This window comes from Pokkaliibacter plantistimulans (genome assembly GCF_003194385.1).
Classification (GTDB): domain Bacteria; phylum Pseudomonadota; class Gammaproteobacteria; order Pseudomonadales; family Balneatricaceae; genus Pokkaliibacter; species Pokkaliibacter plantistimulans.
Genome location: NZ_LAPT01000020.1, coordinates 66,217 through 86,911 on the forward strand (window position 1 = coordinate 66,217; position 20,695 = coordinate 86,911).

19 protein-coding genes and 1 tRNA gene are annotated in these 20,695 nt (G+C 52.1%); 8 read left to right on the forward strand and 12 right to left on the reverse strand.

All coding sequences use genetic code 11. The annotated features are described in order from the left end of the window. Positions 1 to 37 precede the first annotated feature (37 nt). The 11 genes from flgG to WH50_RS04855 form a co-directional block, all read right to left on the reverse strand. Positions 38 to 823: a flagellar basal-body rod protein FlgG gene (gene flgG, locus WH50_RS04800; protein ID WP_110186293.1), complete on the reverse strand. Its 786-nt coding sequence runs from the start codon at positions 821 to 823 to the stop codon at positions 38 to 40. 28 nt (positions 824 to 851) lie between these two features. Further along, a complete protein-coding gene (gene flgF / locus WH50_RS04805) occupies positions 852 to 1,598 on the reverse strand; it encodes a flagellar basal-body rod protein FlgF (RefSeq protein ID WP_341476823.1) in 747 nt (248 codons plus the stop codon). 203 nt (positions 1,599 to 1,801) lie between these two features. Then, positions 1,802 to 2,692 carry a helix-turn-helix domain-containing protein gene (locus WH50_RS04810; RefSeq protein WP_104152515.1) on the reverse strand — a complete coding sequence of 297 codons (891 nt, stop codon included), beginning with the start codon at positions 2,690 to 2,692 and terminating at the stop codon, positions 1,802 to 1,804. A 263-nt stretch (positions 2,693 to 2,955) separates the two neighbouring features. Next, on the reverse strand, positions 2,956 to 4,695 hold the full coding sequence (locus WH50_RS04820) for a SulP family inorganic anion transporter (RefSeq protein WP_110186295.1): 1,740 nt from the start codon (positions 4,693 to 4,695) through the stop codon (positions 2,956 to 2,958). A gap of 19 nt (positions 4,696 to 4,714) precedes the next feature. Then, the gene (locus tag WH50_RS04825; RefSeq protein WP_110186296.1) at positions 4,715 to 6,442 is read right to left on the reverse strand and encodes a bifunctional protein tyrosine phosphatase family protein/NAD(P)/FAD-dependent oxidoreductase; all 1,728 of its coding nucleotides are present in this window, start codon (positions 6,440 to 6,442) and stop codon (positions 4,715 to 4,717) included. Positions 6,443 to 6,496: 54 nt separating this feature from the next. After that, on the reverse strand, positions 6,497 to 7,363 hold the full coding sequence (locus WH50_RS04830) for an MBL fold metallo-hydrolase (RefSeq protein ID WP_110186297.1): 867 nt from the start codon (positions 7,361 to 7,363) through the stop codon (positions 6,497 to 6,499). Positions 7,364 to 7,604: 241 nt separating this feature from the next. Next, positions 7,605 to 9,077 carry a flagellar hook protein FlgE gene (locus WH50_RS04835; protein ID WP_110186298.1) on the reverse strand — a complete coding sequence of 491 codons (1,473 nt, stop codon included), beginning with the start codon at positions 9,075 to 9,077 and terminating at the stop codon, positions 7,605 to 7,607. A gap of 10 nt (positions 9,078 to 9,087) precedes the next feature. Then, positions 9,088 to 9,750, reverse strand: coding sequence for a flagellar hook assembly protein FlgD (locus WH50_RS04840; protein WP_110186299.1), 663 nt, complete (start codon positions 9,748 to 9,750; stop codon positions 9,088 to 9,090). A 16-nt stretch (positions 9,751 to 9,766) separates the two neighbouring features. Beyond that, positions 9,767 to 10,216 (reverse strand): flagellar basal body rod protein FlgC, encoded by a 450-nt coding sequence (gene flgC / locus WH50_RS04845; RefSeq protein WP_104152521.1) that lies wholly within the window; start codon positions 10,214 to 10,216, stop codon positions 9,767 to 9,769. Positions 10,217 to 10,219: 3 nt separating this feature from the next. Further along, a complete protein-coding gene (gene flgB / locus WH50_RS04850; protein WP_110186300.1) occupies positions 10,220 to 10,624 on the reverse strand; it encodes a flagellar basal body rod protein FlgB in 405 nt (134 codons plus the stop codon). Between the two features lie 168 nt (positions 10,625 to 10,792). Next, complete coding sequence (locus WH50_RS04855) at positions 10,793 to 11,644, reverse strand: CheR family methyltransferase (RefSeq protein WP_243409999.1); 852 nt, start codon at positions 11,642 to 11,644, stop codon at positions 10,793 to 10,795. Between the two features lie 101 nt (positions 11,645 to 11,745). On the opposite strand from WH50_RS04855, the gene flgA reads away from it, so the two are divergent. The 4 genes from flgA (at position 11,746) to WH50_RS04875 (ending at position 13,584) form a co-directional block, all read left to right on the forward strand. Next, positions 11,746 to 12,456, forward strand: a complete 711-nt coding sequence (flgA, locus tag WH50_RS04860) for a flagellar basal body P-ring formation chaperone FlgA (RefSeq protein ID WP_110186301.1) — start codon at positions 11,746 to 11,748, stop codon at positions 12,454 to 12,456. Positions 12,457 to 12,579: 123 nt separating this feature from the next. Next, on the forward strand, positions 12,580 to 12,882 hold the full coding sequence (flgM, locus tag WH50_RS04865) for a flagellar biosynthesis anti-sigma factor FlgM (RefSeq protein ID WP_110186302.1): 303 nt from the start codon (positions 12,580 to 12,582) through the stop codon (positions 12,880 to 12,882). Between the two features lie 14 nt (positions 12,883 to 12,896). Then, positions 12,897 to 13,358 carry a flagellar protein FlgN gene (gene flgN, locus WH50_RS04870; RefSeq protein ID WP_110186303.1) on the forward strand — a complete coding sequence of 154 codons (462 nt, stop codon included), beginning with the start codon at positions 12,897 to 12,899 and terminating at the stop codon, positions 13,356 to 13,358. Positions 13,359 to 13,511: 153 nt separating this feature from the next. After that, a tRNA-Arg gene (locus tag WH50_RS04875) sits at positions 13,512 to 13,584 on the forward strand. A 180-nt stretch (positions 13,585 to 13,764) separates the two neighbouring features. On the opposite strand, the gene WH50_RS04880 is transcribed toward WH50_RS04875, so the two are convergent. Beyond that, positions 13,765 to 15,882 carry a TonB-dependent siderophore receptor gene (locus WH50_RS04880; RefSeq protein ID WP_110186304.1) on the reverse strand — a complete coding sequence of 706 codons (2,118 nt, stop codon included), beginning with the start codon at positions 15,880 to 15,882 and terminating at the stop codon, positions 13,765 to 13,767. A gap of 653 nt (positions 15,883 to 16,535) precedes the next feature. On the opposite strand from WH50_RS04880, the gene WH50_RS04885 reads away from it, so the two are divergent. The 4 genes from WH50_RS04885 (at position 16,536) to WH50_RS04900 (ending at position 20,691) form a co-directional block, all read left to right on the forward strand. After that, on the forward strand, positions 16,536 to 17,648 hold the full coding sequence (locus tag WH50_RS04885; protein WP_110186305.1) for an extracellular solute-binding protein: 1,113 nt from the start codon (positions 16,536 to 16,538) through the stop codon (positions 17,646 to 17,648). Positions 17,649 to 17,919: 271 nt separating this feature from the next. Then, positions 17,920 to 19,002: an ABC transporter ATP-binding protein gene (locus tag WH50_RS04890; RefSeq protein ID WP_110186306.1), complete on the forward strand. Its 1,083-nt coding sequence runs from the start codon at positions 17,920 to 17,922 to the stop codon at positions 19,000 to 19,002. Then, a complete protein-coding gene (locus WH50_RS04895) occupies positions 18,995 to 19,882 on the forward strand; it encodes an ABC transporter permease (protein ID WP_110186307.1) in 888 nt (295 codons plus the stop codon). The genes WH50_RS04890 and WH50_RS04895 overlap by 8 nt, the downstream gene beginning before the upstream one ends. After that, positions 19,879 to 20,691 carry an ABC transporter permease gene (locus WH50_RS04900; RefSeq protein ID WP_110186308.1) on the forward strand — a complete coding sequence of 271 codons (813 nt, stop codon included), beginning with the start codon at positions 19,879 to 19,881 and terminating at the stop codon, positions 20,689 to 20,691. Before WH50_RS04895 ends, WH50_RS04900 begins: the two co-directional genes overlap by 4 nt. Positions 20,692 to 20,695 lie beyond the last annotated feature (4 nt).

Below are 20,695 nucleotides of genomic sequence, written 5' to 3' on the forward strand. Positions count from 1 at the left end.
TTTTGCACCTGCCTACCTACTTCTCTTCACTTACTGCTTACAGCTGCTGCGTCACATAGGACAGCATTTCATCGGCGGTAGAAACCACCTTGGAGTTCATTTCATACGCGCGCTGGGTAGTGATCAGTTTTACCAGCTCTTCTGCGGCGTTGACGTTGGACGACTCAAGCATGCCCTGCGAAGTCGTTCCGAAACCATCATCCCCGGGCGTACCATCGCTGGGAGCGCCGCTGGCAGCCGTTTCCTTGAACAGGTTATTACCGACAGCCTGCAGACCAGCAGGGTTCACAAAGGTAGAAATCTGAATGGTCCCGGCCACTTGCGGATTGGCAGTGTCGCCATTCAGCACCACCTCCACATCACCGTTGGTACCGATGGTAATCTGGGTAGCGTTGGCGACATTAATCTCCGGGTCGAGCAGATAACCGTCAGAGTTCACGATATTGCCGTCAGAGTCGAGCTGAAAACTGCCATCGCGAGTGTAACCGATAGAGCCATCAGGCATCTGCACACGGAAGAAGCCGTCTCCCTGAATCGCCACATCCAGCGTGTTATCCGTTACATCCATGTCGCCCTGGGTGAAGATTTTCTCAGTACCCACCACACGCACACCGGAACCGATCTGCAGACCAGACGGCAAACGGGTATCCGCAGTAGACAAGCCGCCGGGCTGGCGCTTGATCTGATAGAGCAGGTCTTCAAAGTTCGCGCGGTCTTTCTTGAAGCCTGTCGTACTGATGTTGGCGAGGTTATTGGAAATCGTTGACAGTGACAGATCCTGAGCATTTAACCCTGTCTTGCTGATCCACAAAGCCGCTAGCATGAAAGTCCCCTTATGTCGCTACAGGATATCAAGACGATTGCAGCAGCTGGTTCTCAGCGCTGGCATTGTCGTCAACCGTCTTCATCATTTTGATATTCAACTCGTACTGCCGGGATAGAGAGAGAATGTTGGTGAACTCCTCCACAGCATTGACGTTACTGGTTTCCAGATAACCCGAAGCGAGCTGCACGTTGGCATCAGGCGTAGCAGGCGTGCCGTTCTCCATAGTGAACAGGCCATCTTCACCTTTTTTCATGTCACGAATATCCGGGTTCACCAGACGCAGACGATCCACTTCAGCTACGGCAGAAGGTTCGTCCCCCTGAGCCACAACCGAGATTGTTCCGTCTGAGCCAATATTCACTTTACTGGAAGGTGGCAACACGACAGGCCCGCCGTTGCCGAGTACCGGCAACCCCTTGCCGTTACGCAGTACACCAAGGGCATCGGTATGCAGGTTGCCTTCACGGGTGTATGCCTCGGTACCATCCTCACGCTGGACAGCGATAAAGCCGGAGCCACTGATGGCAACGTCCATATCACGTCCGGTGTGGTCCAGCGTGCCTTCTGTGAAGTCTGTGCCGGGGTTTTCAGTCATGTTGTACACGCGCGATGGATAAGATTCGCCGAACACCTGCATAGAGCGGGCTTGCTCGAAGTCACGCTTGAAGCCCGTAGTGGTGACGTTAGCCAGGTTGTTAGAGTGTATGGCCTGTGCCCAAAGGTTCTGTTTGGCACCCGACATGGCCAGGTATAACGCTCTATCCATCGACATAAGGACACCTCTTCACTATCTCTACGGAGTAGATAGCAAGCGGCGTGCCGATTTGAATGCCAGCTTTACAAAATCATGAAGTTAGCGATATTTTCCCTGACTCAAGGGGAAAGGAATGAAGCTATGCCACCCGCTACCTAGCCGATGGCACAGAGAAAAGGGAACGAAAAAGGAACGAGAAGCAGAATAGCCAGACAACCTGATCACGCCACCTTGCTGGTAAAACGCAGCTGCGCCTGCTGGCGGTATTCGCGCGGCGTCACCCCTTTCAACTCCTGAAAACGACGATTGAAGTTGGCGATATTGTTGAAGCCTGCCTGATAGCAAATCTGGGTGATCTGCTCATTGGTCTCGCTGAGCATGATGCAGGCACGGCTGATCCTGACGCGGTTGAGAAACTCAATAAAGCGATTACCGGTTGCCTTGCGGAAAAAGCGCGAGAAATTACTTTCACTCATACCCACCAGCTCAGCCACCTCCAACAGCGAAATGGGACGATCACAATGCTGGTTGATGTACTCCACCACCTGGTTAATACGCTGCTGCTGGCTCTCACTGGCGGTATTGTTCATCTGCACGGTGGACAGCAAACGGTAGTCATTCCATTGCGCCAGCTCCTGCATGAAATCAAGAAAGTGCAGAAGCCGATGCAAACCACTGCTATCACGAATCTTGTCAAAGTGCCGCTGGACATCCTGAAAGGCAACTCCAACGAACTCAATACCAGAGCGAGCCCGCTCCAGCAAAGGCGACAACTGGCCCAACTCAGGCAGAATGTCAGCCACTTTGGCAAAGGTTTCTTCAGGAAACTGCAGGGCACGATCCCTTACCGCTACAGCATGAACGTCATTTCGGCATATCCAGTTGTGAGGCAAGCGGGGGCCGGTGAGAATCAGCTGCCCGGGAGCAAACGTACCCACATAGTCACCCACAAAAACCTTGCCACTGGTGGCTACAATAAAATGCAGCTCGAAGTCATCATGGGCATGCCAGCGAATCAATGGACTCGGGTGCCCATGATCAAGGTAGCGTATTGTTTCGACACCGGGGTCTTTCAGCTCGAACTCAGGTGTCAGGGGAATGTTGTTATGCATTATCTTCCCTCGGTCTGTGCATGACTGAGGGAATTATGTGGACCCGCTCAAAGATTAACCAGTACAAAGACAAAGCAAAACTATACTTTTTTGCAGCTATTTTTATTGATGACTCTAATGAGCCGCAAAATAGTACTGATTCAATCGGGATGGACGTCAAAGTGATGGACTTTGTGAGAATAAAACAGCGAATCAGCACACTACCACAAATGGCTGATTCGCTTGATAACTTCTCAATCTTGTTACTGGCCCGGGCGTGTCATCTAGACCACAGAGTGCAGCGTCCTCGCGGCTGATGGAGCAGGATGCAGCGCCTTCCAGGCATCGAACTGACTGAGAAACACCTGGCCACTGAGCTCTTCCAGAAAGTGACTGCGCCTCAACATATCCATGACCGGCCCCTTCACTTCTGACAGGTGGAAGCTGACCCCGCTGTCTCGCAGGCGATGATTAATCGCCTCCAGACTCTCCAGAGCCGACGCATCAATCAGGTTGACCGCCGGGCACATCAACACCAGATGCCTGACCTTCGGCTGACTTGCCACCAGGTCATAAATCAGATCCTCCAAATAGCGTGCATTGGCAAAGTAGAGGCTTTCATCAACGCGCAGCGTAATAATGGCTGGATCTGTCTCCACTTGATGACGGCAGACATTACGAAAATGCTCGGTGCCTGGCACCCGGCCAACAATCGCACTGTGCGGACGACTAGTGCGATAGAGATAGAGCAGAATGGACAAGGACACCCCAGCCATGATACCCACCTCCACACCCTCGACCAGCGTCAGCAGGATAGTTGCCATCATGGCAGCAAAGTCGCTTTTGGAGTATTTCCAGGTACGCTGCAACGCGCCGAAATCAACCAGACTCAGCACCGCCACAATGATAGTAGCCGCCAGAGTGGCCTTCGGCAGAAAGTAAATCAGCGGAGTCAGCAGCACTGCAGCCAGAGCAATGCCGATGGCGGTGAACGCGCCCGCTGCCGGGGTTTCTGCACCGGCATCGTAGTTAACGACGGACCGGGAGAATCCTCCGGTTACCGGGAACCCACCCGACACGGCTGAGGCAATGTTTGATGCACCTAGGCCGATCAGCTCCTGATCAGGCGAGATCCGCTGACGACGCTTGGCCGCCAGTGTCTGCGCGACAGAGACTGACTCGACAAAGCCAACAATACTGATCAGCAGTGCCGATACCAGTAACTTCTCCCACATGGAGGACGTGAACGCAGGCAATTGCAGACTGGGCAGGCCAACCACGATATCACCAACGATCTTCACCCCCAGCTTGTCCAGCCCGCCCCCCCAGGTCACCAGTGTTGTCAATGCCACTGCCAGCACCGGGCTCGCTTTCGCCAGAATGTCGGCATGACGACCGCTCAGACCACGGCGTAATAGCAATGGCTTTAAAGAGGTACGGCTCCAGAACAGGAACAATGTGGCAGAAACCCCAATCAGCACCGTAGGCCAGTGAATGTGCTGCAGCTGCCCGAACAACTGCACAAGGATGTCGACCAGCGTGTCACCGTCAGCTTTGATACCCAGCAAATGCTTGAGCTGACTGGCAGCAATGATGAGGCCAGACGCCGTAATAAAGCCGGAAATAACAGGGTGACTGAGAAAGTTCGCCAGCAAACCCAGACGCAACACGCCCATGACAATCAGCATCGCACCGGATAGCGCCGCCAGCATAACCGCCGCTGCCAGGTATTCGGCTGAGCCTTGCTGAGCAATATTGCTGGCCGCCGCTGCGGTCATCAGCGAAACCACAGCGACCGGCCCCACCGCCAGTGTGCGGCTGGTACCAAAGACCGCATAGGCCACCAGCGGCAGGATACTGGCGTACAACCCCACCTGAGCGGGCAACCCTGCCAGTAAAGCATAGGCCAAAGACTGCGGTATCAGCATGATGGTGACAATCACGGCAGCAATAGCATCACTGGTAAGAGTGTGGCGGTTGTATGTTTTCAGCCACATGAGTATCGGCAGATAGCGGGCTAGCATCCTGATTCTCCTCTACCCGTTACTTCCGTTCGCCAAAGTCGCATGCCTGCTGCGAACTGTGGCTGGCAGGAGAGTGCTCAAGCAGCTGCGGAGCGGCCAGCCACTCACGCCCTTTCAGCATGGCTTCCCAATATAGCCAGGGCAGCATCTTTTCCTTGAGCAACCATGACAGGCGGCTGGGTTCACGTCCTTCAAGCAGCCATGTGGGGAAAGAGGGCAAGAGTTTGCCACCGTAACCAAACTCAGCCAGCACGATCTTGCCGCGCTCCACCGTTAACGGACAGGAACCGTAACCATCATAAATGGCGCGTGCCGCCTGGCCTTGCAATGCCATTAACACGTTCTCCGCCACGACCGGCGCCTGCTTGCGTACAGCCGCTGCCGTTTTGGCGTTAGGGGAGTTGGCACAGTCGCCCAGCGCAAAGATGTCGCCATGGCGTTTGTGCTTCAGTGTCTGGGTATCAACGTCCACCCATCCCGCCGCATCAGCCAAGGGGCTGTTGCGAATAAAGGCCGGCGCCTGTTGAGGTGGGCATACGTGCAGCATATCGAAGGGCTTCTCTTCCTCAATCACTTCCCCCGTGGGCGCAGTGATGCGGAACAGTGCCCGACGCGCGGCGCCATCTACCTCAATCAGGTTATGCTGGAAATTGAGCTGAATGCCGTATTTCTCTACATACTTCATCAACGCTGGCACGTAGTCGGCAACACCAAACAGCGCAGCTCCGGCAGTACAGAACTCGACGTTGATATCTTTCAGGCGACCTTGCCGCAACCAGTGATCACAGGACAGATACATGGCTTTCTGCGGCGCACCTGCACACTTAATCGGCATAGGTGGCTGACTGAACAAAGCCTTGCCGCAACGTGTACTCTGCACCAACTCCCAGGTGTAAGGAGCCAGATCAAACTGATAGTTGGACGTGACGCCATTCTTCCCCAACGTCTCCTTGAGCCCTTTAATACCTTGCCAGTTAAGCGATAACCCCGCAGCCACGACCAGAGTGCGATAGCCCAACGCCGTACCATCCTCCAGTTGGACTTGCTGGTGTTCTGGAAGAAAAAGGCTGGCGGCGGTCTGATACCACTTCACCCGGTCAGGCATCACACTGGCCATATTGCGCACAGTATCTTTGCGCTCAAACACACCACCGCCGACCAGAGTCCAGCCAGGCTGATAATAATGCAGCGTATTTGGCTCAATGATGGCGATATCCAGATCCGGCTGGCGCTTGAGCAAACTCGCTGCAACGGCCTGCCCGCCCGCACCGCCCCCGACAATCAATACATCGTGACGCACAATTGCGCTCGGACGAGTCGATTCCTGCCTGGCAGCACTTCCCAACCTGTCACGCTGAGCAGACAGATCGTAGCCTGCTGCTGAAGCAGTCTTGAGAATAGCCTCAACAGATAAATGATGTGCCTCAGACAAGGCCCACAGCGTGGTACTGCGTGTCCCGGTACGGCAAAAAGCTAATACCGGCCCCTGAATAGTGGCCAGCAGATGAGCGAAAGCCTGTACATCAGCACCAGTGATATTCCCTGACACGACAGGCAAGTAGTGCCAGTCCAACCCATTAATGCGACAGGCCTCTTCCAGCTCTGCGTTGGGAGGCTGGTCCTCCCCTTCCTTCTCAGGCCGATTGGCAATGATAGCGCGAAACCCTAATGAGGCTGCGAGACCAATATCAGCGACATTGATCTGCGGACTAACGCTGATGAACGGTGTTAACTGACGAACATCCATAGGAATCTCCCGGAGAAATTGCTGTTTATTCTTGAGCGAACAGACTCAAGACAATCAGAACAGGTTGATTGGCACTTTCAGATAAACCTGCCCGTTACTCTCCTCCGGGGGCATATGCCCTGCCCTCATATTGACCTGCACAGAAGGCAGAATCAGGCGGGGCATACTCAACGTGGCATCACGCTGCGTTCGCATTGAGACAAAATCAGCTTCGGATGTTCCCTGGTGCACGTGGATATTATTCTCGCGCTGCTCCTGCACCGTTGTCTCATAGGCATAGTGCTCACGCCCAGGCGCTTTGTAGTCATGGCACATGAACAGACGAGTATCTGCAGGCAGGGCGTATATTTTATTGATGGAGCGAAACAGAGTGGCTGCATCTCCTCCGGGGAAATCACAGCGCGCGGTCCCATAGTCAGGCATGAACAGGGTGTCACCGACAAATGCAGCATCACCGATGACGTAGGTCATGCAGGCCGGTGTATGGCCAGGGGTGTGCAGCGCAGTCGCTGCCAGAGTTCCTACCTTGAATGACTCACCATCAGTGAACAGGTGATCAAACTGGCTGCCATCCCGGGTGAACTCGGCACCAGCATTGAACGCTTTACCGAAGGTTTCCTGTACTACAGTAATGTGGCTGCCGATCCCTATGCGCCCATCCGTATGCTCCTTCAGGTAAGGCGCCGCCGACAGATGATCTGCATGCACATGGGTTTCAAGAATCCACTCGACGCTCAATCCATGCAGTTTGACGAAGTCCAGCATGGCTTTAACCGACGAAACGCTGGTTCGCCCTGCCGCGTAGTCAAAGTCGAGCACAGAGTCAATGATGGCACAGCTGGTGGAGTCTGGATCCCTGACCAGATAACTAAAGGTGAAAGTAGACTCATCAAAAAATGGAGTAACTACAGGGCCTCTCATCGTCGACACCTCCAACAAAACAAAATGGAATATGCTTATATCAATATTTGAATATACTAATATTCAAAGCACAACAATCCAAGAGTAAGGAGAAAAATGGCGCAAAATTGCGTTATTGGTTGGCTACAACAGGAGAGGTGTGTCGAACGATGCGAGCGGTAACTGCAGATGAGCAGACCCAGAAACAAGAAACCCCGGCAAGCCGGGGTCTCTATTCAGAAGAAGTCCAGAATGACTGAACTTAGATATTGAGTATGGTCTGGTTGATGGTGTTCTGCGTTTCCAGCGTCTTGGAGTTAGCCTGATAGTTACGCTGGGCGATAATCAGGCCCACCAGTTCCTCAGACAGATCAACGTTGGATGACTCCAAAGAGCCAGAGACCAGGCTACCGTTCAAGCCCACGCCAGGTGGATTACCCACTGCCACACCAGAATCTGCGGTTGCTACCCACTCAGTATCACCAGCCGCCTTCAACCCTTGTGGGTTATCAAAGGTATAAACTTGAATCTGGGCGATCTTTTTCGACTGACCATTTGAATAGCTGGCTACCAGATCACCGTCCTCTTCAAAGCTGACTCCTGTCAGCGAGCCGGAAGCATATCCATTCTGACTGGTAGTTTTCACCAGAGAGTCACTGGAGTACTGCGTTGTTCCGGAAGAGTCGAAGGAGACCAGTTCATCAATGTCAGCCGTCGACGGGAACGTGGTTACCGCCGCAACGGTAGGGTCAACATTACCGATATAAACCAGCGGAGAAGTCGAACTAGTCGCACTTTGCATGCCCTGACCTGTTGCATCAGTGAACACAGGTGCAGTGCCAGTAGTGCCAGCGGCAACAGAACCAACACCAATACCTGTTAATGTGCCCGAAGAACGATCAAACGCGTAAATCAGGTTACTAGAGCTCGGATCATAGGTCGTCGCATTAGTGGTTCCGCTATCCTGCATGCCTACAGGCAGCTCTGTGTAGGAGCCATCATCTTCTATGCGCAGCACGTGCACGGTGTAATAGGTCGTGTCGTCAGTTGCACTGGGATCGTTAGGATCAGACACTTCAACAAACTGATAAGCCAGGGTCTGGGTATTGCCGAGGCTATCGTAGACAGTCTGGGTAGTGCCGTATGAATACGTTGATGAATCTGTGGGGTCGTAAGGGGTGCGCAGATTATCCGGATCAAGGCTGGAATCGATTTGCACACTCAGTGCTACGCTGGACGTCGCTGAAGGTGCACTGGTTTTATCAGCGGCAGAAATCGTTATATTCTGCTCACTCCCGACCAGTACGCCATCATCGTTATAGAGACGCCCTTGAACAGCAGAACCACTGTTGGAACGCAGTACACTGTTTACACTTGCCGTGTTGGACGTTCCCGATTCAGGGACCAGCTCAAAAGCGCCAGAGCGCGTATATGTCACTTGGCCAGCACTATTTTTAAGTTGAAAAAAGCCTTCTCCATCAATGGCCAGGTCTAAGTTGTTGCTGGTTGATTCAATGGTACCGGAAGCAAAGCTTTGCTGTATGTCCTGAACACGGACGCCATTTCCAGTAACGTTCGTTGAACCGCCACCTGCGACATTGGATGCGTATATATCCCCAAATTCGGCACGGGACGATTTGAAACCAGTAGTGCTGGCGTTTGCAATGTTGTTGCCGCGAACATCCAGGTCTGTAGAGGCGGCCTTAAGACCAGTAATAGCAGTCGAGAAAGACATAGGTTACTCCTTAGGATATCCGCTTTACATCAGACATGGAGGCGGTATCGCCATTGCCAAGGTTAAGTGTCATAGAGCCATTACTGATGCTGACTGAATCAACATTTTGCCCCATGTAGGTAGTCAGGCTGGTACTTGTCGAGCCAGCAGTACCCTGAGCCACGAAGTAGTAAGTCCCACCTGCAATACTCGTGTCAGGTGACCAGGTGAACGCATTCTCGCCGGAAGACAGATTACCAAGATCAATGGTATCAACCTGCACTCCAGAAGAGTTATAGACTCCCACCGAGACATCGGAGGCTGAACTATCCAAATCCAGCATCCCCTTTACCGTTCCGCCGGCAGTATCCAGATCAGCAGAGTCGCTCTCCACGTAGGCCGTCCGCCCAACCATTGAAGAGGCCTGCAGCGCAAGATTGGACTGCAATGACGTCTGAAGCTCTGATACCGAATCATTAAGGTTAGTCAGCTGCTCCACCGTAGACAGCGATGCAAGCTGTGACATGTATTCTGACGTATCCGTCGGACTGGTTGGGTCCTGATTCTTCAGCTGAGCAATCATCAGCTGCATGAACATATCCGAATCAAGCGACGTGTCAGAGCTACTACTAGTGCTGGTGCTTGATGTTGTACTCAAGCTATTGCCAAGGCCGCTAACGCCACTGCTACTCATAATCTATTCCTCAACCTTAGCTCTGACCCAGCGTCAATACGCGTTGCATCATTGTTTTAGCGGTGTTCATTATTTCAACATTGGCCTGGAATGACCGGGAAGCGGACATCATGTTGGCCATTTCTTCCACTACATTGACGTTGGGATAAAAAACATAGCCATCCTCATTGGCCATTGGACTATTGGGGTTGTAGACCTGACGTAACGGCGCCTCACTTTCGACAATACCCAATACCTTTACACCCTCGCCCGCTTCGCTGGCAGGCATGTTGTCATAATCAAACCCCTGATTTTCAAGAGACTGATTCAATGCAACAGCAAACACGGGTTCACGCGCCCGATAGGTTTGATCAACACTACTGCTGACACTGTCAGCGTTGGCAATATTACTTGCGGTTGTATTCAGACGAACCGACTGAGCACTCATTCCTGAGCCCGCAATCGAGAAAATATTATTCAGCGACATGGATTATTGACCTCCCTTAATAGCATTACTGAGGCCGACAAATTTCTTATTCAGGAACATGAAACTTGCCTGATAATCCATGGCGTTCTCCATAAAGTTAGACTTCTCTACCTCGGGATCAACCGTGTTGCCATCGACCGCAGGCTGCACCGGCACACGATAAAGAAGCTGGTCATCCATCATCGATCCGGCCTCACCGGCAAAGTGCATGGCATTGGTTTGCCGTAGTGTGACAGAACTTGCCGCTTCGTTAGCACGGTCTAAGAACGCCGAGAAGTCCAAATCTCGGGCTTTAAAGTTTGGAGTGTCAGCGTTGGCGAGATTATTGGCCAATACTTCGGCTCGCTTGGCGCGATACAGCAGCGCGTCAGCGTGAATCCCCAGAGCCTGGTCAAAACCGATAGCCATAACCTGCACCTCTCAACAATCATTACTGATTTAAAAAGAGCAAACTATGTGCCAAAAGAAGGAAGATAAAATGTAAAAAGCAGCCACTGAACTACCAGCGCGCTGCTTTTAGAAGAAAAGGAGATACGTATTTTCAGGGAATGCCCTTTAGATTATTTGGGCAACAGATTACTTCGCTCGATAAATAATCCCTGGACTGCACTGCACCATTTCATAAATATCGTTCAGGCCAGTCACAGCCTCAGATGCACCCACCATGAGGTAGCCACCTGGCTGCAAAGTTTTATGTATACGACGCAGAATGTCCTGCTTTAGTTCTGGAGAGAAGTAGATCAGTACGTTTCGGCATAACACCAGATCAAAACGACCCAACATCGAATAACTGTCTTTCAGGTTGAGTGTTTTGAAATCAACGCGCTGTTTGATCTCCCGCTTGACTTCCCATGAGCCGTCTGAGCACTGGCTGAAGAACCGCTTCAAACGCTCAGGTGACAAGCCCCGCCCCAGTGCCAGAGACTCGTACTTTCCAGCTTTGGCCTGCTCCAAGACCGCTGTAGAAATATCTGTCGCAGTGATACGAACATCGCCGCGCAAGCTACCGAGACGCTTTTGCTTTGTCTCATCAACCAACATGCTCAGAGAATAAGGCTCTTGCCCTGTAGAACAGGCAGCAGACCAGATTTTCAACGTCTGTCCTCTGCCTTTCTCATCCAATTCAGGCAGAATTCTTTCTTGAATAATAGTGTAAGGATGAATATCTCTGAACCACAACGTTTCATTGGTGGTCATTGCATTGATGACTTCCTGTCGCAACCCTGAAAATGCACTGCTCTGCAAGCGCTTCAACAACTCACCCAAGCTGGCAAAGCGATGTTCTGCCATCAATTTACTCAAGCGGCTTTTGACCAGGTATTGCTTATTCTCTCCGAGCAGGATCCCACATGCCTTCTCCAGATAGTCTTTGAATGCCGCAAAATCCTGCGACGACATATCCGGTGCTTGATAGGAGTTCTGGTTCATGCCACAACCTCTTGATGGATCTTAGACGCAGCACCTAAATTGCTGGCCTGAATACGATCTGCGAGAATTTCAGTAATTATAAACACCTAAGTGGAAGTTACATGCAATTTTCTCAACTACTGGTGCACATTCTGTTTTTAGTAGCAATGGTGTTTTCTTCATTAGCCAGTGCTGCCGTACGCGCTGACAAGATATCAAACGCGGTCATGATTTTTATTGGCGAACAGATGACGAGACAAAACACTCTGGTAACGGGGCGCATTGAAGTCTCTGTCGACACGATAGATCCACGCCTGGCCTTCTCTGACTGCAACAAGCCACTGAAGGTGGAATCAAATGCAGATGACTGGATTGGGCGGGTGCATGTCAAGGTAAGCTGTCCTGGTCCAACCCCCTGGGCCATCTACGTACCAGCCACTATTAAGCTGTATCAGGATATCGTTATCCTCAGCCGCAATCTCAGTAGGGGACAACCGGTCACCAAAGACGATGTACGGCTGGAGGAGCGCGATGTTTCCAGCCTCAGAAGACAGTACTATCAAAAAATTGATGATGTGCTTGGCATGACGGGAAAGCGCCACCTAAGTGCCAATGCGGTATTAAGTCCAGAGATGTTGGTACCGCCTTTGCTAGTAAAGAAAGGAGATGTCGTGACCATTCGCGCCAAAGCCGGTGCAGCCGAGATCACGACTCAGGGCACAGCGTTGAGTGATGGGCAAGAAGGGGACAGCATCACCGTCATCAACAATGCCTCGCAGCGCAAAATTCAAGCCAAAGTAATTGGCCCCCAAGCCGTTGGCATCGGATACTGACGGGTTACTGCCCTGACGACATCGGGTATACTGAATGGGCAAAAATCGTGAATATTTTTCTAAAGTTCTCTATAGCGTTGTCGATAACAGATTCGTAAATGCTAGTTTGTTAAGGAGATCATCATGTCGATAGACATCAATGGTCTGGGTGTTAACCAAGCTACTACGTCGAGAGTCAAGTCTCAGTCTTCTACTCAACAGAAGTCTGCAGATGTTGATAACGAAGGGAAAAGTAGTAGCGACAAGGTTGAGCTCAGTTCAGAAGCCAAGTCCATGCAGAGCATCGAAGACCAGGTTCGACAGTTACCTGATGTAGATCAGGAGAAAGTGGATCGGATCAAATCTGCAATTGCGGATGGCAGCTATAGTGTTAATTCTCAGAGCATCGCCAACAAGATGCTTGACCTTGACGACATGTTCGGCTGACAGGTTACTTAACCATGCAAATACTTGAGTTGATGAAGGAAGCTAACACGCTCCTCCAGCAGATTCTGGAAGCAACGCTTCAGGAAAGATCATATTTGCGTGCCCGTAACCTCGACGCCTTTGCACAATGCGTCGACCATAAAGAGTTACTTATTCATAGTCTGGAAACAAACCACGACACCAGAAGTAGCTGGGTTAAGAATCGTGGCAACGAATTTTCTCGTAGCGGCTTTCTTTCAGCGATTGCTGATCTCAAAGACAAGGCTGCGATCGAGCAAGAGTTATCTGCAATGGAAAGTCTTTTAGGAGAGTGCAAACGCCAAACGGATATCAACAATACCGTTGTAGGGCGCACTCTTAGCGTGACAACCAAGTACCTCGATATTCTGAAAGGTCATCAGCAAGACAAACAGGTTTACTCACCCAGCGGCAAGGCTACGCATCATGCAGCGAGTCATGTACTGGGCAAGGCGTGAATCAGACCTGCCAGCAAAATCAATAACCTATCCCACTACACCATTTCTGTAATTCATGTCTGAATCGACCTGCTCTGTGCATCCTCACGATACATTTGGCTAGTATGGGCTTGAAAGCCATATAAATCATTGATATAAAAGCGCTCGTTCTGACTCCCCATAGTTCAACAGGATAGAACGGCCCCCTCCTAAGGGGCAGATCCAGGTTCGAGTCCTGGTGGGGGGACTATGCTGAAAACTCTCCTTGTTATATCTCAAGTCTCGCAATCCAGAAGTCATAAGCCCGCTGTTGTAACCGCCCCAAATACCCTCATCTGAAAGCTGCAGTAGATTCTTGCCATCTACCCCTTGCGCGCTGTTTAGTGCGACATGCCCTTGCCAAAGAGCATGTCGCCCACGCAAAAAATCAGAACACGTATTTCAGCCTTGCAGAAATATAGCGAGGATCACCCGCATATACGGCTGTCTCACTGTCAGCAGAAACGTAGTATTGCTTATCCAACGCATTCTTGACCGATAGCACCACGCTGGTGTTCTTATCGATCTGGTAGTCCGCGGTCAGATCAAGCCTACTGTAACCTGGCAACACCAACTGGTTATCGGTACTACCATAGCGGCGCCCCTGTGCCAGCCACAGTGCTCCCAGAGTCAAATCACTGCTCGCACGGTACTGTGCCTGCAACACCATTTGCTGGTGAGGCGAGTTGATAAACTCATTCCCCTCTTCCGAGTCACTGGTGTCCTGATCCCCTTCCAGCACGCGCGTATGCAGTAAGGTATAACTCGCCTGCAGATTCCAGTTCTGGTCAGGCTGCCAGCCCAGGCTCAGTTCAGCACCTCTGCTACGAACCTTACCCAGAGCCGCATCATCACCATCACTGTCGGTCACAATTACATTGCGCTTTTCAATATTGAATAGCACAAGATCCGCATTCCAGTTAGTAGCAGGCTGCACATGTAAGCCCACTTCATACTGCTTACCAGTCTCCGGCTCAAAGTTATTGCCGTTTACATCCGTCTTATCGACGGCACTTGTTTCATATGACTCAGAATAAGAGGTATGCAACCGGATACTGTCGGTAAGCCGATAACTGGTGCCCAACGTGGGTGTGAAATAGTCTTTGTCAGCCTCAGTGTATGAACCAGCTACATATTTACCCTTAGCATTGGTGTAAGCGAGGCTCTCATACTCTCGGTGCTGCCAGTCATAACGCCCACCTAGCTGCACATCCCAGCGATCCGTCAGCCCAATCACATCCTGTGCATACAGGCTGTATGTGTCGTAGGTGTAAATACGATGTGAACCAGCACCGCTGCTGATGGAACTGGTATCGATATAGCTCTTTGCCGGTTGATAGACATCCAGACTCAAAGCGTTGTCGGCACTGCCCCACGCCAGGCGATTGAAATCATTTTGCGTGTAGGCGTATGTGCCGCCCAGGGTCAATCGATGCAACAGCTGGCCCGTTGTTACTTCTCCGGTGAAGTAAGAATCGAGCGAGTGATTCTTCTGCTGGTTATAAAGATGGCGGTAATAACGAGCGACTGTCGGGCTGGCATCATCGCTCACACTGCTGATGTCAAAATTTTCGCGCTCGTCCTTGTGCCAGACGCTGCGCCATTTGGTGACATTCTTCCACCCGGCTGCCAGCTCACGTTCATAGCTCAGAGATGCGGCAATACCCTCGTCAGTAGCGTAGTTCTGTGGCCCCAGATAGTTAGTTGTGATGGCAGCAATACGGTGAATATCAGCCCCTGGCGCAACCAGGCCTGACTGATAGTTGTAGTGATATCTGGTGACTTCCACCTGCGCGGTCAGCGACTGTTTGTCATCAATCTGCCAGGTCAGCATTGGCGCGAAGAAATAGCCACTGCGTTTTTCGTCGTCACGAAAACCCTGACTATCGACATACTCCCCCACCACCCGGTAAAGCAATGAAGGGTGGCTACTGATTGTCCCGGTCGAGTCAAACGAGACATTCTTGTCTCCCCATCCCTTGCCTGTCGAAGAGGACGTCCAGCCACCCCCTTCCACATTGATTTCGTGGTAACTTTCCGCCTGCGGCTTCTTGGTAATGATATTGACGACGCCACCCGGCTCCTGACTGCCGTAGTACATTGAGCCAACGCCTTTGAGGACTTCCACCCGGTCCACAAGAATCAGCGGTATCTGTTGATCCTTGAGCACCCAGGCATTCATACCGTCCATCTTCATATTGTCGCGTGTCAGGGCAAAACCACGTGATACGTAATCAGAGTTGTTCGTCCCCGCTTGTTGAATGCCCGGCAGGGTATCAATGGCATCAGACAGATTACGAGGCTGTATGGCTTCGATCTTGTTCTGATCAACGGCATTCACTGTCAACGCCTGACTGTCATCGCCAGCAGCACTTTTCACTGTGGAACTGGCTTCCACATCGGCCTGCACAGAGAGCGTATCCAGTTGCAAGGTATCGGCATGAACAGAAGTGTGAGCAGCAAGCACAGCTAGCGCAATCAAAGAAGGTCTGGGGAACAGCATCATGGGGATTCGTATCTCGCCTGAAACAAAGTTAACGAGAACGATTATCTTTTTTATAAGTATTTTTATCAATGATTCAAAAACTCGATCTGACTAGCCGCAGATAGGCGCAAACTGGCCTTACTTTAACGATTTACAGTGATCGCTATGTCACACTTCAGTACTTTTGACCTTAAAAACGTCTCTGCCCACTTCGTATTTACCCCATGCCATTTCTAACCAATACCACTTTCAAGCAGAGGATAAATATGCAGCCCATCCTCTGGCGACACTGCGCCTGAGCCGCACTTTGCCAGCACTCTAGCCCTGTTATTCATCCAGGAAAGAGGTTAGGGAACGCTTCCGTCTTTTTTGCTACCCGCAGTCCCACAAAAAGCCGCCAAAACTCACATTAAAAAACACTCGTATGAAACTTAAAAACCTTGTTCTAATTTTCATACGAAATAAACAGGGTTTTTAAGTCGAGGAAAATATTTTCAAAAGCGACTCCTATCTATTTATTTGCGCCAAACAGCGCGCGAACGCATCACTTTTATGGGTAATTTCTCAGGACTGTCATACATTCTTCATGGTATTGCTTTGGAATCAGAATCCGTATGGCCCACTTGTCAGTGGTTGTAGACCGATAAAACTAATCTTCTCTACAGGAGTATGGTATGAGCATTTCCCGTCGTCGCTTCGTGCAGGGCGCCCTGGCAGCCGGTGCAGTCGCCTCTGCACCCTTCTATATCAACAAATCCTATGCCGCTTCCAAAGAGCTGCGCATCTATGCCTGGGCTGGCTATATCACTGATGAGATGCTGGCTGACTTCAAAGCCAAAACCGGCATCAACGCTACTTTCACTCCCTACGGTACCAACGACGAGCTGATGAACAGCCTGCGCGCTACCGATGGCAGTGGCTTTGACATCATCATGCCAACCGTTGACCGTGTTCCTGGCTATGTTGATTTTGGTCTGGTCCAGCCACTGGACACCAAACGCATCAAATGGGAAGGCTGCCTGGACAGCGCCATCAGCGGTTCTGAAGTGGGTGGAGTCGTCAAAGGCGAGCGTTACTTCGCTCCGTCTGACTGGGGTACCGAAGCCATCACCTACAACACCGAGAAAACCAAGCTCGATCGCAACAACATCAGCTACGGTGATCTGTGGAATCCCGAGATTGGCCAGGGCGTTACCGTCCGTGGTCACTCTGCTCTGGTAGGTATCGGCCTGTGGCTGGAAAAGGCCGGAAAACTGCCCTTCCCGCTGCTGGACTCGTACAAGAATGAAAAAGCCATGCGTGCCAACTTTGATGTGATCCTCAAGGTCGCCATCGAACACAAAGGCATGATTGCTCAGTTCTGGTCGACCGAAAACGAAGCGCAAGGTGCTTTCCGCACCAACGGCGCCATCATCGGCCAGACCTGGGACAGCACTGCCTTCAAACTGCAGTCAGAAGGTGAGCCCATTGCCTACGCAGCCCCCAAAGAGGGTGCACTAGCGTGGATGGAAGGCTTCGTCATTCCCAAAAATGCCAACAACGTCGATAGCGTGTACGAGTTCATCAACTGGTACTACACCCCCGACGCTGGTGCCATGTTTGTCAAGTCCACTGGCTACAACTCCACCTCCAAAGGTGCCGCAGAGCTGTTGCCAGAAGCCACCAAGAAATTCTTCACCGACTCCTACAGCGATGCCGATCTGAAGAACCTGTGGTGGTGGCCCATCCAGGATCCATGGTACGTCGCTCTGCGCAACGAGTATCAGGACCGTTATCTGGCAGCCTGATCTGCCTGACCCGGTATCAGCCGCCGCGTAATCTGATACCTCATCCGGCTCCTCTGCTCATCGAGCGGAGGAGTACTTCGCAGTACCTGTAATGATTTTGCCCATAACAAGATAACCATCGGCGAAATAGTTCACATCGCCGCATTGCCAACATGACACCCGGTTTCGCCGCAGCAGGCGACAGGATGATCTAGACATCGGGTCAGGCAGCGTTCCCCACCTGCCACACACGACCCTGGCAACAACCTTGGTGAGAGTAGAGAACGGAAATATGGATAGTAGTGTTCATCTGGATCAGATAGTGATGCGTTTTGGCGACTTCACTGCTGTATCCCGCACTGATCTGAAAATTGAGTCAGGTGAATTTTTCAGCTTCCTCGGCCCCTCCGGATGTGGCAAAACCACCATCCTCAATATGGTCAGCGGCTTCCTCTCTCCCACAGAAGGTGCCATTCGCATTGGTGGCGAGGATATGCGTAATGTACCCGCCAACAAGCGCCCCACCTCCATGATTTTCCAGAACCTGGCCCTGTTCCCGTTGATGACCGTGGCTGAAAACATCGAATTTGGCCTTGAAGTCCGTGGTGTTGCCAGAAGTGAACGCAAAAAGGTATCTGATCGCCTGCTCAATCTGGTAGCCCTGCCCGACAGCGGCAAGAAAAAAGTGGCTGAGCTGTCCGGCGGCCAGAAGCAACGTATCGCCATTGCCCGCGCGCTGGCAGTAGAGCCCAGAGTACTGCTGCTGGATGAACCACTGTCAGCACTCGACCTCAAACTGCGTCAGCACATGCGCACCGAGCTGAAAGAGATCCAGCGCAAAACCGGTATCACTTTCATCTACATCACCCACGATCAGGGTGAAGCCCTGACCATGTCGGACCGTGTCGCCGTCATGTCGGCGGGCAAGCTGCAACAGGTTGCCGATCCGATGACGCTGTATCGCTATCCGCAAACCGTGTTTGCCGCGTCGTTCGTAGGCGAAAACAACAAGCTGACCGGCAAGGTCAGTAGCGTCGAAGATGACCGCGTGTCACTGGATTGCGGCCCGCTTGGCCAGCTGACAGGCACCACTCGCCAGTCGCTGAAGGTCGGTGAAGAAGCCTGTCTGTTTGTGCGCCCGGAGTATCTGCGTCGCTGTGAAGCAGACACACCGCAGAGTCTGCGTATGACCATCAATGAGCTGAACTTTGAAGGCTCGTTCGTGATGATGGATGCCAGACTGCACGCCAACCAGCAGGGAGTGCGGGTACAGTTGAACACCGACGCCTATATGGCCGACCTGACACCAGGTGCCGAGGTCAGTTTCAACTATCAGCCCAGCGAGGCCATCGTTGTCGGAGGCGCGCATGTTTAAGCAACTCTGCAATCGCTTCGGTACACCTATCAGCGTAGGCATCGCTGCCCTGCTGCTGGTGTGGCTGATAGCACTGGTGATCCTGCCGCAGCTGCTGATGGTGGACTACTCTTTCCGCCCCAACCTGCTGCCCAGTGAAATCGGCGGCCCTAAAGACAGCTATTCGCTGGTCAATTACGTCACCCTGTTCAACAACAAGATCCACCTCGGCATCTTCTTCAAGACCATCTGGTCCAGTGTCATGGTCACCGCACTGACGCTGGTCGTCAGTTACCCACTGGCGTTCTATCTGGCCAAGGTGGCGACCCCCAAACAAGCGGCACTGTGTCTGTTGCTGCTAATCATTCCCTTCTGGATCAATGAAATCCTGCGTACCTTCTCCTGGTACATCATTCTTGCCTACAACGGACCACTCAACGCCATGTTGCAGGCACTGGGGCTGATCGACCGGCCATTGCGCTTTCTGTCTGGAAATGGCGGCGTCATGGTGGGGATGGTCTATGCCTATATTCTGTTCATGATCTTCCCGCTGTATAACGCGCTGGAAAGCCTTGATGCCAATCAGATTCGTGCCGCACGAAATCTCGGCGCCAGCTGGGCCAAAACCCATCTGCGCATCATCATCCCGCATGCCAAACCCGGTATCGCCACGGGCTGCATCATGACCTTCATGCTGGCTGCAGGCAGCTACGCCGTCCCTGCACTGCTGGGTTCACCGGGCAGCCGCTGGTTCACCCAGATCATCTACAACTGGTTCTTTGAAGGGGGTAACTGGAACCAGGGCGCAGCCTACGCATTCCTGCTGCTGATTCTCTGCATCGGCTTTATCGGACTGGTGATGAAAGTGTTCAAGGTCGGTCTGGGGGACATCGCCAAATGAGTTCACAAAGCCTGCTCAAATGGGGTATCCGTGCATACCTGACCCTGTTTTTCATCTACCTGTTTATTCCGCTGATCATCATGTCAACGGCCACCTTCAACGACAGCCGTTTCCCCACCATCATGCCGTGGAAGGGTTTTACCCTTAAATGGTTCGATGCCCTGTGGCAGGACGAAGGTATGTGGCAGGCGCTGGGCAACAGCGTCTGGGTTGCCGCGGGCGTAATGATCGTGGCACTGCCGATCGGTGTCGCCTGCGCCTTGTTTCTGTCAACGGTGGAAGGTAAAGGCAAAACCTTTGTGTACTCCCTGATGATGTCTCCTCTCCTGACACCCGGAGTCATCATCGGTATCTCAACGCTGATTTTCTGGAAAGGTCTGGATGTCACCGGCGGTATCTTTTTGACGGTCATCGCCCAGACGACCTTTATCGCCGCTTACATCATGCTGATGGTACTGGCCCGCCTGCAGCGTTTTGATCGTACGCTGGAACAGGCTGCCCTGAGTCTGGGAGCCAGTCACTGGCAGATTTTCCGCCGTATCATGCTGCCCTATCTCAAGCCCGCGATCATTTCGGCAGCGGTCATCGCCTTTCTGCAGTCCTTTGAGAACTACAACACCACCCTGTTCGTCAAAGGCTACGACACCACCCTGACCGTTTATATCGCGTCCAAGGTCAGAACCGGGCTCACCCCTGCGGTGAACGCACTGGGTCTGGTCATGATCAGTATTACCGTACTGCTGGCCATCGCCTATGAAGTCAAACGGCGACGTGAGGAGGCGGCTAACAGCGCCAACCACGACGCCTGAGCCA

Excerpts from the sequence above, each read along its gene's own strand:
- flgG (WP_110186293.1), bottom strand. The coding sequence starts at position 823 with ATGCTAGCGGCTTTGTGGATCAGCAAGACAGGGTTAAATGCTCAGGAT.
- flgF (WP_341476823.1), bottom strand. The coding sequence starts at position 1,598 with ATGTCGATGGATAGAGCGTTATACCTGGCCATGTCGGGTGCCAAACAG.
- WH50_RS04810 (WP_104152515.1), bottom strand. The coding sequence starts at position 2,692 with ATGCATAACAACATTCCCCTGACACCTGAGTTCGAGCTGAAAGACCCC.
- WH50_RS04820 (WP_110186295.1), bottom strand. The coding sequence starts at position 4,695 with ATGCTAGCCCGCTATCTGCCGATACTCATGTGGCTGAAAACATACAAC.
- WH50_RS04825 (WP_110186296.1), bottom strand. The coding sequence starts at position 6,442 with ATGGATGTTCGTCAGTTAACACCGTTCATCAGCGTTAGTCCGCAGATC.
- WH50_RS04830 (WP_110186297.1), bottom strand. The coding sequence starts at position 7,363 with ATGAGAGGCCCTGTAGTTACTCCATTTTTTGATGAGTCTACTTTCACC.
- WH50_RS04835 (WP_110186298.1), bottom strand. The coding sequence starts at position 9,077 with ATGTCTTTCTCGACTGCTATTACTGGTCTTAAGGCCGCCTCTACAGAC.
- WH50_RS04840 (WP_110186299.1), bottom strand. The coding sequence starts at position 9,750 with ATGAGTAGCAGTGGCGTTAGCGGCCTTGGCAATAGCTTGAGTACAACA.
- flgC (WP_104152521.1), bottom strand. The coding sequence starts at position 10,216 with ATGTCGCTGAATAATATTTTCTCGATTGCGGGCTCAGGAATGAGTGCT.
- flgB (WP_110186300.1), bottom strand. The coding sequence starts at position 10,624 with ATGGCTATCGGTTTTGACCAGGCTCTGGGGATTCACGCTGACGCGCTG.
- WH50_RS04855 (WP_243409999.1), bottom strand. The coding sequence starts at position 11,644 with ATGAACCAGAACTCCTATCAAGCACCGGATATGTCGTCGCAGGATTTT.
- flgA (WP_110186301.1), top strand. The coding sequence starts at position 11,746 with ATGCAATTTTCTCAACTACTGGTGCACATTCTGTTTTTAGTAGCAATG.
- flgM (WP_110186302.1), top strand. The coding sequence starts at position 12,580 with ATGTCGATAGACATCAATGGTCTGGGTGTTAACCAAGCTACTACGTCG.
- flgN (WP_110186303.1), top strand. The coding sequence starts at position 12,897 with ATGCAAATACTTGAGTTGATGAAGGAAGCTAACACGCTCCTCCAGCAG.
- WH50_RS04880 (WP_110186304.1), bottom strand. The coding sequence starts at position 15,882 with ATGATGCTGTTCCCCAGACCTTCTTTGATTGCGCTAGCTGTGCTTGCT.
- WH50_RS04885 (WP_110186305.1), top strand. The coding sequence starts at position 16,536 with ATGAGCATTTCCCGTCGTCGCTTCGTGCAGGGCGCCCTGGCAGCCGGT.
- WH50_RS04890 (WP_110186306.1), top strand. The coding sequence starts at position 17,920 with ATGGATAGTAGTGTTCATCTGGATCAGATAGTGATGCGTTTTGGCGAC.
- WH50_RS04895 (WP_110186307.1), top strand. The coding sequence starts at position 18,995 with ATGTTTAAGCAACTCTGCAATCGCTTCGGTACACCTATCAGCGTAGGC.
- WH50_RS04900 (WP_110186308.1), top strand. The coding sequence starts at position 19,879 with ATGAGTTCACAAAGCCTGCTCAAATGGGGTATCCGTGCATACCTGACC.